This window comes from Duganella aceris, assembly GCF_011090165.1.
GTDB lineage: Bacteria > Pseudomonadota > Gammaproteobacteria > Burkholderiales > Burkholderiaceae_D > Rugamonas > Rugamonas aceris.
The window spans coordinates 368,140-380,438 of record NZ_JAADJT010000005.1 but is presented as its reverse complement, the minus strand read 5'-3'; the positions used below and the strand labels follow the sequence as shown (position 1 = coordinate 380,438).

The 12,299-nt window shown below is 68.9% G+C and carries 12 protein-coding genes; 7 read left to right on the top strand and 5 right to left on the bottom strand.

Annotation, left to right across the window (positions count from 1 at the left end):
- Positions 1 to 5: 5 nt before the first annotated feature.
- Genes GW587_RS13430 through GW587_RS13405 form a run of 6 tightly spaced genes read left to right on the top strand, consistent with a single transcriptional unit; the run spans position 6 to position 5,600 of the window.
- Positions 6 to 1,205 (top strand): GGDEF domain-containing protein, encoded by a 1,200-nt coding sequence (locus tag GW587_RS13430; RefSeq protein WP_166103537.1) that lies wholly within the window; start codon positions 6 to 8, stop codon positions 1,203 to 1,205.
- On the top strand, positions 1,202 to 2,299 hold the full coding sequence (pilM, locus tag GW587_RS13425; RefSeq protein ID WP_166103533.1) for a pilus assembly protein PilM: 1,098 nt from the start codon (positions 1,202 to 1,204) through the stop codon (positions 2,297 to 2,299). The genes GW587_RS13430 and pilM overlap by 4 nt, the downstream gene beginning before the upstream one ends.
- Positions 2,292 to 2,933 carry a PilN domain-containing protein gene (locus tag GW587_RS13420; protein ID WP_166103530.1) on the top strand — a complete coding sequence of 214 codons (642 nt, stop codon included), beginning with the start codon at positions 2,292 to 2,294 and terminating at the stop codon, positions 2,931 to 2,933. The genes pilM and GW587_RS13420 overlap by 8 nt, the downstream gene beginning before the upstream one ends.
- The gene (locus GW587_RS13415; protein WP_166103527.1) at positions 2,930 to 3,499 is read left to right on the top strand and encodes a GspMb/PilO family protein; all 570 of its coding nucleotides are present in this window, start codon (positions 2,930 to 2,932) and stop codon (positions 3,497 to 3,499) included. The genes GW587_RS13420 and GW587_RS13415 overlap by 4 nt, the downstream gene beginning before the upstream one ends.
- Positions 3,496 to 4,239 carry a hypothetical protein gene (locus tag GW587_RS13410; protein ID WP_166103525.1) on the top strand — a complete coding sequence of 248 codons (744 nt, stop codon included), beginning with the start codon at positions 3,496 to 3,498 and terminating at the stop codon, positions 4,237 to 4,239. The genes GW587_RS13415 and GW587_RS13410 overlap by 4 nt, the downstream gene beginning before the upstream one ends.
- Positions 4,236 to 5,600, top strand: a complete 1,365-nt coding sequence (locus tag GW587_RS13405) for a type II secretion system protein GspD (protein ID WP_166103522.1) — start codon at positions 4,236 to 4,238, stop codon at positions 5,598 to 5,600. Before GW587_RS13410 ends, GW587_RS13405 begins: the two co-directional genes overlap by 4 nt.
- 12 nt (positions 5,601 to 5,612) lie before the next feature.
- Here GW587_RS13405 and GW587_RS13400 read toward each other — a convergent pair whose 3' ends face one another.
- The 5 genes from GW587_RS13400 to GW587_RS13380 all read right to left on the bottom strand — a co-directional run bounded on the left by GW587_RS13400 (position 5,613) and on the right by GW587_RS13380 (position 11,664).
- Complete coding sequence (locus GW587_RS13400) at positions 5,613 to 6,326, bottom strand: M15 family metallopeptidase (RefSeq protein ID WP_166103519.1); 714 nt, start codon at positions 6,324 to 6,326, stop codon at positions 5,613 to 5,615.
- Positions 6,327 to 6,393: 67 nt separating this feature from the next.
- Positions 6,394 to 7,311: an MBL fold metallo-hydrolase gene (locus tag GW587_RS13395; RefSeq protein WP_166103516.1), complete on the bottom strand. Its 918-nt coding sequence runs from the start codon at positions 7,309 to 7,311 to the stop codon at positions 6,394 to 6,396.
- 174 nt (positions 7,312 to 7,485) lie between these two features.
- Positions 7,486 to 8,373: a hypothetical protein gene (locus GW587_RS13390; protein WP_166103513.1), complete on the bottom strand. Its 888-nt coding sequence runs from the start codon at positions 8,371 to 8,373 to the stop codon at positions 7,486 to 7,488.
- Positions 8,370 to 10,556, bottom strand: a complete 2,187-nt coding sequence (locus GW587_RS13385) for a M1 family metallopeptidase (protein WP_207393473.1) — start codon at positions 10,554 to 10,556, stop codon at positions 8,370 to 8,372. The genes GW587_RS13390 and GW587_RS13385 overlap by 4 nt, the downstream gene beginning before the upstream one ends.
- A 142-nt stretch (positions 10,557 to 10,698) precedes the next feature.
- Complete coding sequence (locus GW587_RS13380) at positions 10,699 to 11,664, bottom strand: AraC family transcriptional regulator (protein ID WP_166103511.1); 966 nt, start codon at positions 11,662 to 11,664, stop codon at positions 10,699 to 10,701.
- A gap of 206 nt (positions 11,665 to 11,870) precedes the next feature.
- On the opposite strand from GW587_RS13380, the gene GW587_RS13375 reads away from it, so the two are divergent.
- On the top strand, positions 11,871 to 12,236 hold the full coding sequence (locus tag GW587_RS13375) for a flagellar protein FlaG (RefSeq protein ID WP_166103508.1): 366 nt from the start codon (positions 11,871 to 11,873) through the stop codon (positions 12,234 to 12,236).
- The last annotated feature ends 63 nt before the right edge of the window (positions 12,237 to 12,299 follow it).

Genomic DNA, 12,299 nt, shown 5'->3' with positions numbered 1-12,299 from the left:
CAGAGATGAAAACACTCCTACCTGACCGCATCGCGCTGCGCGCAGCCATGGCCAACTGGTGGTCCGCCACCCGCTTCGCCAGCCGCGAACTGTCGGACTACGCCACGCCGCACCTGGTGCAGGAGACGCGTCGCGGCGTAGCGCTGATGAGCATGGTGACCCTGGTGTTCCTGCTGATGTCGGCGTTGTTCTCGACGGTGCTCAAGCTCGGCGGCGGCTACGCCCACACCTATCTGCTGCTGGCCGCGCTGGCCTTGCACGTGCACCTGTCCAGCTACCGCATCTCGCAGGTGCCGGCACTCAACCTGCTGGGCATGGTGCTGCTGATCGTCTGCGGATCCTCGCTGGTGCTGCTGGCACGCGACATCGGCCAGCTGCACGAACTGTTGTTGCTCAACGTCGCGGTGCTGTTGATGCTGGTGCCGCTGGTGCCATGGGGCTTGCGCGAGGCCGCCACCACCGCCGGCGCCATCTACCTGATGTTCACCTCGCTGAGCTTTTTCTCGCGCAGCAGTTTCGCGCCGCTGCAGCTATGGGTGCTGCAATTCATGATGGTGGCGACCGGGCTGGTGACGATGATCCTGGTGATCCGCGCGCTGGCGTTGCGCAAGCACGACCTGAACATGCGCTTCAACCTGGAGCGGGCGCACCGCGACATGGCCACGCTGGCGCACCGCGATCCGCTGACCGGCGCCTGGAACCGGCGTCACCTCGAACAAGACTACGCCCGCGCCGCCGGCGCCCACCAGCGCGCCGGCCGCGCCAGCCATTTCGGCCTATTCGACATCGACGCCTTCAAACTGCTCAACGACAGCCAGGGCCACGCCGGCGGCGACGCGGTGCTGCGCGCGATCGCGCGCGCCTTCGACGCCCTGACCGGCGACGACGACTACCTGGTCCGCCTAGGCGGCGACGAATTCGCCTTCCTGATCAGCGGCGACGCGGTGCCGGCACGGCTGACGGCGATGCTGCGCGTCATGGCCAACCAGCTCGCCGACGACGCCACGCTGGCGCTGCCGGCCGCACCCACCGTCAGCATCGGCCTGATCGCGCTGCCGCCCGGCGTCACGCTGACGCTGGCGCAGGCCTACAGCCAGGCCGACGCCCTGCTCTATCAGGCCAAGCGCGCCGGCGGCGACTTGATCAAGGCCGGCGTCGCCAGCAGCGAAGCGGCGCGCGGCCACGCCAGGACGGGCGGACGATGAACTGGACCACCGCACTCCGCCGCCGCCTGGCACGCACGCCGCAGGCCGGCCCGATCGGCATCGACTTCGCCGCCGAGCGCTTGAACCTGGCGCAGGTCGAAGGCCCGCCCGGCGCGCGCCGGCTGCGCGCGGCCGCTTCGGTCGCCTATCCCGGCGGACGCGAACAACTGCTGGCCGATCCGCCGGCGTTGCGCCGCTTCGTCAAGGAGGTACTGGGCGGCGCGCCGTTCGACGGCCGCCGGGTGGTGGCCGCGATGCCGGCGCCGGACCTGCGCATCCTGCCGATGACGGTGGTGGTGGGCCCCGGCGCGCGCGAGGAACAAGTGGTGGCCAAGGCAGCCCGCGAACAACTGGGTGACGCGTTCGACGGCGCGGTCATCGACTACTACCAGGTGCGCAGCGCCGACGGCGCCGCCGCCGAGCGCCAGGTGCTGGTGGCGGTGGCGCAGAAGCCGGCGGTATTAAATTTCCTGACGATGCTGGAGTCGGCGCGGCTACGGCCGGTCGCGCTCGACATCGGGCCGGCGGCGATCGCGCGCCTGCTGGCCGCGCTGCATCAGGACGACTACGCGCAATCGGTCATGCTGATCAACTTCGGTGTGGTCAAGAGCTTCCTCACCGTGATCTGGGGCCGCCGTCTGATGCTGGATCGCGAGATCGATTTCGGCGAGGAGCAGCTGGCCGGCAAGCTGGCCACAGCGCTGAACCTGGCGCCGGACGCCGCGCTGGCTATGCTGCGCGAGTACGGCATCGGCACCCGCGTCAACGGCGCCACGCCGGTGCAGGCGGACGTCGCGCGCGCGATCCGCGAAATCGTGTATCCGGAATGCGTGCTGCTGGCGGAGGAACTGGCGCGCACCCAGGTCTACGTCGCCTCGCGCACGCGCGGCAGCACCGTCAGCTGCGTCTATCTCAACGGCAGCCTGGCGCGCTATCCGAACATCCAGCAACGCATCGGCGAACTGGTGGCGCTGCCGGTGCGGGTGCTGAACCCGTTGGAGGTGTTCGGCGCCGCCACCGATCCGTGCCTGGAGTTGCAGCCGTCGATCGCGCTGGCCACCGGCCTGGCGTTGCGCGGAGGTCGCGATGTCTGACATCGACATGATCCCGCGCAGCTATCGCGAACAGGCGCGGGTGCGGCGGCAACTGGCGCGTTACGGCGTCGCGCTGGCGGTGCTGGTGGCGCTGGCCGCCGGCGGCGCCGGCCTGCTGCGCTGGCGCCTCGCCACACTCGACGCCGACCTGCTGCGGCTGCGCGGCGAGACCGCGCACGCCCAGGCGGCGGCGGTGCTGGCCGATGCCGCCGCCGTTCGCGCCACGCTGCTGGAGCAGAGCGCGACGGCGCTGGCGGCCTTGCGCGGCGCCGGCGACCTGGAGCGCATCGCCGACGCCTTCGACGCGGCCATGCCGCGCGAGGTGTGGCTGCGACAACTGCGCCTGACGCGCGACGCGCAACCGCTGGCGGCGCCGTTCACGGCGTTGCCGGACGATCTGCAGGCGCCTGCCACCGCCGCCATGCCGGCGCAACCCTGGCGCGCCGCCGCCACGCTGCAGCTGCACGGCCAGGCCACCGACTACGCCGCCCTCGCCGCCTTCCTGCGCGCGCTGGCGCTGCAGCCGGCCTTCAGCCAGGTCAACCTGACCGGCAGCACCGCCACGGCGGGCGCCGACACCATCGATTTCGACGCCGTCGCCACCGTGCGCCGCGCGGGAGGCAAGACACCATGACATCCCCACTCATCGCTAGACTGGGCGCGTTGCCGCCACGGCAGTTCCATCTGCTGGGCGCCGCGATCATGTTGGCGGTCGCCGCCCTGCTGTGGAGCGCGCTGTTGCGGGCGCCTATGGCGCAGTGGCGCCAGGCCCAGACCGAGCGCGCCAGGCTGGCCGCGCTGCCCAACGACGCGCGGCCTCTGGACCGGCGCTACGTGGAGCTCAACGCCCACGTACGTGCGCTGGAGGCCGGACTTGGGATGTCGGCCGACGCCGGCAGCGCCGACCGGCGGCAGCTGGAACTGATCGGCATGGTCAACCGCAGCGCGCAGGCGCATGGTGTGAGGGTGCTGGGCGCCGCGCCAACGCCGGCGCGCGTGGTGGCTTCGTTCAACGAAATGGCGTTCGAGGTCAGCGCGGCGGGCAGCTACCAGCAGGTCGCCGACTGGCTGGCGGACCTGGAGCGGGCGGCGCCCAACCTTGCCGTGGCCCAGCTGGAGCTGTCGCACAATCCGGTGTCGGAGACGCGCGACATCAAGCTGCGCATCGCCGCCTACTTCCCGCAAGAGGCCACGCGATGACGCCGCGCGCGCCGGTCGGCACACCAGTCCGCACACCAGTCCGTACACCGCTCCGCAAATCGCTCCGCGCGGCGGCCGTGCTGGCGATCGCGCTCGGCTGCGGCGGCACGGCGCTTGGCGCGTCGCCGCATGCGCGCGACCCGTTTCAGGCGCCACCCGCCGCGTCGTCCCGCGCGTCGAACGGCGTCGCGGCGGCGCTGGGCGTGCCGGGCATGCCGGGCGCGAGCGGTTTGCCCGCCACGCCCGGCGCAAGCGGCGCCGCCTCAGGCGCCCTCACCGGCGTAGGCGGCCCCGCAACAGGCGCCGGCCTCGGAGGCCCCGCTAGCGGCGGCAGCGTCCCCGCTATCGGCGGCGGAGGCTCTATCGGCGGCGGCGGCCCCGCTGCCGGCAGCGGCGGCCCCGCAAGCAGCGGCGGCCGCATCGGCGGCAATGGCGGCGGCGGCAATGGCGGCAACGGCAATGGCGGCGCCAGCGGCAATGGCATTGGCGGCAGCGGCGATGGCATTGGCGGCAGCGGCGGCAACGGCTCAGGCAACGGCTCCCCTGCCACATCTGAACTACAGCTGCTCGCCGTGATCTACGACGGCGCCCATTCGCTGGCCAACATCGGCGGCCGCATCGTCGCCGTGGGCGACGCGGTGGACGACTACCAGGTCGCCGCCATTGGCGCCCGCAGCGTACTGCTGCGCCAGGGCGCACGCCGCGTGACACTCACCATGAACCAGAAAGCACCCCGATGACACCCAGCAAACGACTCCTGGCGTTAGCGGCACTGGCGCTCGCCCTGCCCGCCTGCGCGCACGCGCAAACGGCAGTCCCCGCGCCAACCGGTCCGTCGCCGCGCGCCGAGATACAGCGGGTCGGCGAACACGTCTCGCTGGTCTTCCGCGACACCCCGATCGCCCAGCTGTTCGAAATGATCTCGCGCAAGGAACGCATCAACATCGTGCTGGGCCGGGGCGTCAGCGGCAACGTCAGCATCGACCTGTACGACCTGCCGCTGCGCCGCGCCATCTACGCCATCGCCGAAGCCGGCGGCTACCTGGTCTCCGAGCGCGAAGGCGGCTACTACATCTCCGACCCGAAGGCCGCCTCCACCGCCGGCATGGCGCTGGCCCCGATGCAGGTCAAGACCATGAAAGTGGTGTACTCCGACCCGAAGATCGCCGGCGACATCCTGTCCAAGTATGTATCGGTCGGCGGCACCATCACCGTGCTCGAATCGCGCCGCACGCTGGTGGTCGAGGACACCGCGCAAGGCCTGCTGCGCATCGCCGCGCTGCTGCGCGACATCGACACCCAGCCGCAGCAGATCCTGATCGAAGCGAAGATCCTGCAGATCACGCTGGACCGCACCGAAGCCTTCGGCATCGACTGGACCCGCGTCTTCAACGCCTCGACCGGCAGCACCGGCGGCACCACCGGCCTCGCCACCAAGGGCAGCGCCGGCCTGTTCCTGAATGTGGTCAACCGCAACGTCGAAGTGTATCTGAGCGCGCTCAGTAACAAAGGCCGGGTCCATACGCTGGCCACGCCCAAGCTGCTGGCGTTGGAAAACCAGGAAGCCACCACCACCATCGGCGATGAACTGGGCTACCGCCTGACCACCACCATCAACAACGTCACGGCCGAATCGATCAAGTTCCTGGAGACCGGCGTGATCCTGCGCGTCACGCCCTCGGTCGACAACAACGGCCACATCCTGATGAAGATCCGTCCCGAGGTCAGCACCGGCACCGTGTCGGCCGGTATCCCGTCGAAAAGCACCACGCAGGTTGACACCCAGCTGGTGGCCGAGGACGGCCAGGCGGTGCTGATCGGTGGCCTGATCAAGAGCGGCAACGGCTACCGCCGGCTTGGCGTGCCTGGCCTGGCCGACCTGCCGCTGGTGGGCCGGCTGTTCTCAAGCGTCGAGGACACCACCACCGCCACCGAAACCATCGTAGTTATAACGCCGCGCATCGTGCCGCTGAACCAGGACGCGGCGGCGCGCGCCATGGTCGACAAGGTACGCGAAGCGGAGGACTTCCTCTCCGGCAGGGCAAAGAGCGTCGAGCAGAAAATCGACACCCAGTCGCCCGGCGTGGCGGAAAAGCCCTGAGTCCGGCGTCGCTCACATATCCGACGCGACGCCACCGGCTCGATCGACACTGAGCACGTGATCGCGGAACAGTTCCGGCAGCATCTCCAGCACCAGCTCGCGCCCGAGCATATCGGTCTCGCGCAAAACCCGCGCCAGCAGATCGACGCCATGCCGACGATACGCCGCCAGCGCCGCCTCGCCGGAGGCGATATGGCTCAGGTGCCACGGCTCCGGATACATGCCACCATAGTAAACCCGGTACGGGCGGAAAAACCCGAAGCGCTCGATGTGTTCATCGAGCCAGGCATGCAGACGCTCGAACACGCCGCCCGGTGCCACCTCTTCCGGCAACAGCTTGGTGTGATAGCCGGGCGGCATGGCGGCGCGGTCGAAGACATCGATATCGGTGCCCCAGTGGCGGCGCGTCGCCCCCGGCAGTCCCGACCAGCCGAGCACCGCGCGCACCAGATCCGGCGGCGACAGGCTGGCGTAATCGCGCGGCTTGCCCTCCTGGTCGAACAGCGTCTTCTCCCCGGAGAACTTGCGGTTCCAGATGCCCAACTGATTTTCCAACGGCCGGAAGGACGCGATCGGCAGCAGGTCGATGCCGTCCCGCGCCGCCGCCTCGCGCAGCAGCAGGAACGCGGCCGCGACTTCGGGCCGCGCCGCGAAGCGCGGCTGCGCATACTGCGTCACATGCGTGCGCGTGCGGCCGGTCAACTCCCACTCGTCGAACGTCTCCATCGCTCCTCCCGGCAAAGCAAGGAAAACCCCTGCATCGCCGTCACTTTATACCAAGCCGCGCCGGCGCTCAGAAATCCCAGATCACCGGCACATAACGGAAGGCGTCGCCCTCGGCCGCGACCCGGCCGACCGACGGGAACGGCAAATGGGTGGCCACCAGCAGCGCGCCGTTCTGCGCCACTTCGCGGAACAGGGCGAGGCGGACGCGCGCCGCTTCATCCGGATCGTGCTCGAAGCCGTTGTGCCAGTCCGGGTGGTCGAAGCCGACCGGGAACACCGCGTCGCCGGCGAACGTCAAGCGCTCGCCGCCCGATGACAGATCGACCACGCAGTGACCGGGCGTATGTCCGCCGGTCAGGCGCGCCACCACGCCCGGCGCCACCTCGCAGGTGTCGTCGAAGGGGCGCAATTGTTCGCGGTACTCCTCCATGAAGCGGGTGGCGGTCGCCCGCAGCACCGGCGGCACCGGGGTCGGCATCGAAGTGTGGGTGAAGTCCGGCGCTTGCCAGAACGCGACTTCGGCGGCGGTGACGTGGATGCGCACGTCCGGGCGCAGCCGCTGCTTGATGCCGTCGACCAGCAAGCCGCCGACATGGTCCATGTGCATGTGGGTGATCACGATGTCGGTGACATCGGCCAGGTCGATGCCCGCCGCTTCGAGGCGCATCGGGAATTGCCCGGCGCGCGGGAAGTCCGGGAACTGGCCACCCAGACCGGTATCGACCAGGATGGTGCGGCCGCCGCTGCGCGCCACCAGCACATTCAGCGGCCAATCGAAGGCGTCCGGCGGCATGAACATGTGTTGCAGCCAGGTGGCCAGGTCGGCCGGGGTGGCGTTGGTGGCCATGGTCTGCGTCGGCAGCGGCAGCACGCCGTCGCTGACCACCAGCACTTCGATCTCGCCGACCTTCAGCGCGTAACGGGAAGGGACCAATTCGTCATGCGCTGGGCTGGCTGGACGCACGGGGGTATCTATGGCTGACATGATGACATCTCCTGAAAGATGGCCCGGCGGGCGGGCCTCGCCAGTCGGGCGACTGGCAGCGATTCGTACCAGCCCATGTTAGATACGAACCGCCCGCGCCGGTAGATACACAAAGGTGCTCACCATGGTGCCCGATACGCACCAAACGCCGCCATCACACAGTCACGGTACAGCTTAGGCGTCGGCCAGGGCGATCAGCGCGAACAGCCGGGCGTTGCGCGTCCACGCCAGGGCCAGCGCGGCCAGCTGGATGATGAGGAAGCCCAGTACCACGCTGACCACGCCCAGCGGCGGGCAGTTGGCGCGGACCACGCCCAGCACCGCCGCCACCAGGCATCCCGGCAACGCGACCGCCAGCCACACGCCCAGCACCGCCAACGGCCGCCTGGCCAGCAGCACCACTCCGGACCACCAGGCCTTGACCGCCGAGGTCCGCTCCGGCGCCAGCGCCAGCACCGCGCGGCCGGCGTCCAGCGTGGCGTGGGCGAGGACGAACAGCAACAGCGCCACGCCGATACCGAGCCACGAGACCAGTGCCGCGTCGGCCTCGGTGATCGCGGACTCGTTGTGGCGCGCCACCTGGTTCATGACCACGCCGCCCAACGCCAGCGCGGCGCCCAGCGGCACCACGCTCCACACCAGCATGCGCAGCATGCGTCCGTACTGCGCCAGCGCGCCGCGCGTCAATTGGCGGAATCCGGCGCGGGCGCTGTCGCCGGCGCGGGCGACCCGGGCGGCGGTGATCGCCATGCCCGACAACAGCGGCGACAACAACAAAGTGATCAGCAGCGCCAGCACGCCCGCCGTACCGACGGTGCCCACATTTTGCGCGAACACATCACGCAGGTCGAACGCGGCCAGCGCGTCGAGCTGACGGGCCAGCACCGAAGCATGCACCGAATAGTCCAGCGCACCGCTGAGCAAGCCCCACACCGGCAGCGACAGCACCGCCGTCGGCAGCAACAGGCAACCGGTCCACAAGATCAGCAAGCGCCATTGCAGCGCGGCGGCGGCGGCGCGCGCAACCGCGCCCAGGCCGGGGCGACGGGAATTCTGTTTCATACGATGCTCGCAATCAGGGTGAGGAACATTTGCCACAAGGCGCCCAGCTCCAGGCTCCAGCGTATCGACGCCGCGCGGTCGGGCACGATGGTCTTGCTGTCGTCCAGCTTGCTGATATCCATCAGGTGAGCGCGCTCCGGGTCCATTTCCGCCGACACCGCCCTGACCGGCTTGACCCAGCTGTAGCGCACCCACTGGCGCTCGTCGTCCCAAACCACCTCTTCCCGCGTGCCGTCGGCGAACTTGACCACCAGCGTTTGCCGCACCGGCGCGCCACGCCGGCGCAGCAGCACCGTGGTCTCGAACGGGAACGGGCCGCTGCCCTCCGCCGCCGCCGGATGGTCGTGCTTCCACATCGCGCGCTTGGCGGAGATGGCGGTCTCCACCTCCCCCTTGAGCCGTTCCATCCGCACGCCGTCCACCTGCGCGGTGCCGGTCAGCGGCAGCACTTCCTCGCTGTCGAATTCCTCGATGCGGTCGTCGATCCGCGCCACCTTGTAGATCTGCTGCGCAAACACCTGTTCGACGATGGCGCGCTGACCGCTGGCCTCGGCCAGCGTTTCGCGCAGGTCCGCCACGCTCGGGTGGCGGAATTTCCAGCGCCGGTAGTATTCCTTGAAGGCGCGCTCGGTGGCCTCCTTGCCGATGCGCGCCTCCAGGTCGCGCATGGTGCCCGAGGTGCGGGTGTAGATCGGCGTCATTCCCTGCAGGCGGTCGTAGGCGTTCTGTCCCGGCGCGTCGGCCGGCGCCGCGCGCGGCGCTTGCGAGCGCTCCGAGGCGAATCCCTCCCACGCCACGCCCAGGCCGAGCCGGCGCAGGAACGATGTGGTCAGGTGGATGGGACGGTCGCGCAGCATGCGGAAGTTCCAATAATTGTTCAAGCCTTCGTCGAGCATCGGCTCTTCGAATTCGTTCGACGCCAGGATGCCGTAAAAATAGCCGTGGCCGAACTCGTGGATGGTGGTGAAATCGGTCAGGTAGGCGTCCAGCGTGTTGGCGCTGACATCGGCGTGGCTTTCGGTGGTGACGAAGGTCGGGTATTCCATGCCGCCCGCCTCGTCGGCGTTATGCGGCGGCACCACCACTGTGATGGTGCGGTACGGATACGGCCCCAGCGTGTTGGAGAAATAGTTCAGGGCCTGTTTGGTCGCCCGTAGCGCCGGCTCCGCGTTCGACGCCAGCTCTTTCGGATACAGCACCGTGATCGTCACCGGCGCGCCGCCGGGCACCGTCCAGGTATCGCTCAGCGGTGTACCGGTACGGTTGTCGGCGGTCCAGGCGAAATCATGCACGTCGTCCTGCATGAAATGATGCGTCAGCATGCCGCCCTGTTCCAGCGGCGGTCCCTGCCGCTCGCCGGTGGCGCCGACCGTGTAGCCCTTGGGTACGGTCAAGCGCACGTCGTAGCTGCCGAAGTCGGCGTAAAACTCCGATTCCAGGTGCATCTCGTGCGCGTTCCAGCGCGGTGCGGTGGCGCCGCGCTCGCCGGGCAATTCCAGCACGGCGATCTTGGGAAACCACTGGCCGACCAGGTGGAAGCTGCCGAAGTAACCGGTGCGCGCCACAACGCGCGGCAACTGGTCGAAAAAGCTGATGTCCAGATTGGTCGACGCGCCGGCCGCGACCGGGATCGGCAAATCGAGGCGCACCACGGTATGGTCGGTGTCCGGCCCGCCGTCCGGATGGACGAAGCGCCACGGCACACGGGCGCCGCCCTGCGTCACGCCGCGCAGTTCGATATAGCCCCACTCGCCGTCGCCGGTGGCGACCCCGGTGCGGAAGCCGCCCTTGCGCGCCCGCCGTTCGGTGGCGAAGGTACTGTTCTCGCCTTCGAAGGCGTTCAGATACAAGTGCAGGTAGACGCTGCCGGCGCTCTGCGCGCTGCGGTTGCGCCAGGTCAGCGTCTGCTTGCCGGTGACTGTGTGCTTGACCGGATCGAGCGTGGCGGCGATGCGGTAGGACACCACCCGGTCGGACAGCGTCGCCTCGGTGCCGCTACGGATGCCGCCCCAGGCGTCGGGCGCGCTGGGCGTGGTCACCGCGGCGGCATGGGCTGGCGCCAACGGGATCTCGGGCACTGCGGGCTGGGCCGCCGCGCCGGGCTGCGCCGCCAGCGCCGCCAGCAGCAGGAAGGTCTGGAGCAGCCCCATGCCCATGGCAGCGCCGACGCGATGTCGGCGCATGGCCGGCGCGCGTGATAGTCCTTGTTGTGCGTGCACACTCATTGCGTCCCGTCCAGCTAAATTGATCAGCAGAAAGTCTAGCGCAGGCGGGATGCGGGGCGTTATCACCAAAGTGAACCGCGACTTGCACCGGCGCGCCGAATTACGCCTTCACGCCGCTGACGTATTCCGACGGCGAGACGCCGTAGCGCTGCTTGAAGCAGCGGCTGAAATGGCTGGCGCTATTGAATCCCGCGCGATAGCCGGCCTGGGCCACGCCCTGCTCCGCGTACAGCGGCCGCAGCAAGTCCTCGCGCGCGCGTTGCAGACGCTGTTCCAGCAGATATGCGCCGTAGCGCTGGCCATGTTCCTCGAACAGGCGATGCACGCGCCGGGTCGACACCCCCACCGCCTCCGCCAGGCGCCCCACATTCAGTTCCGGATCCGCCAGCATGGTGTCCACCGCCAGCACCACCATGTCCCAGCGCGATTGCAATTCGCCGGCCGCGCTGGTCGCGTGCCGCGCTTCGGTGTAGCCCGCCGCCAGCAGCGAGACGAAGGCCTGCTCCGCATGGGCGACCGTGGCCAGGGAACTGTCGGCCAGCGCCGGCAGCACCTGGCGCACGTAATGCAGCACCGCCTGCCGTAATCCCGATTCCGGCAGCGCCAACGAGGCCCGGAAATCGCTGAAGTTGCCGCGTTGCCCGCCGTTGAGTCGGCTGAAGGAAAGCCGCAGGATCACCATCCGGCAGGCCATGTCGATGCTGGTGGTGGCCGGCGCACGCGCGGGCAGATAGAGCAGGTCGCCGGCGCCGATCTGGAACCGGGCGCCGGTCACCTCGACGCTGCCGCCGCCTTCCAGGACGATCGCGACATTGATGTCGTCATGCGCCAGATCCGCCAGGTGGTGCTCCTGGTGCCGCACCACCGTCCCGGCGGCCAGGGCGGCGGCGACCATGATGCCGCCGCCCATTAAGCGGCATCCGAACACCGCGCCCGGTCCGGGATCGCCGGCGACGATCACACCGGGCGCGACCAGATTATCCAGCGCGAGTTCCAGATGGTGCGAGGTGAACACCTCGGCGCCGGGCGGTGCCGACGAGGCCGGAATTGCAGGGATGTCGGACATGGCGGCGCCTGATTTAAGGAAACAACATTGTAGCAGCCAATAATGCGCCACCGACGCCGCCGCCGACGCCGCCAATAGCGCTATCAGCACAGCTTATCCAATAAATGATTCTCCGCCGACCCTAACATTTTGCCGATTGCTGCCGATACCCAAGGAAGGCGCGTAAAACAACTATCGGCAGCGCCGGCCGCAAGGGAATCCACGCAATGAACATCCAACCGACCGCCGCACCCGCCCCGCTGCCCGGCTCCGCCGAGCCCAAGGCGCTGACACGCCCCGCCGCAACGGGCGTCAAGACGACGTCCGTCGCCGACACGGCGGCCGACCAGGCCAAGGCCGACGCGGCGGTTCATCCGGGCGATTTGAAAAACTCGGTCGACGCGATCAATCGTTTTCTGAAACCAAATAGCGAAGTGCACTTCAGCATCGACGACAGCAGCGGCCGCTCCGTTATCACCGTGATCGACACCGAATCCAAGAAAGTGCTGCGCCAGTTCCCCACGCAACAAGCGCTGGAGATCGGCAAGGACTTGCGGGGCTTGAAGGGACTGTTGGTCGATAATAAAATCTAAGCTGGCCATACGCGCGGTTCGCGCGCGCCAGCGGCAAGCAAGCGTATGCCTTACAATAGTTTA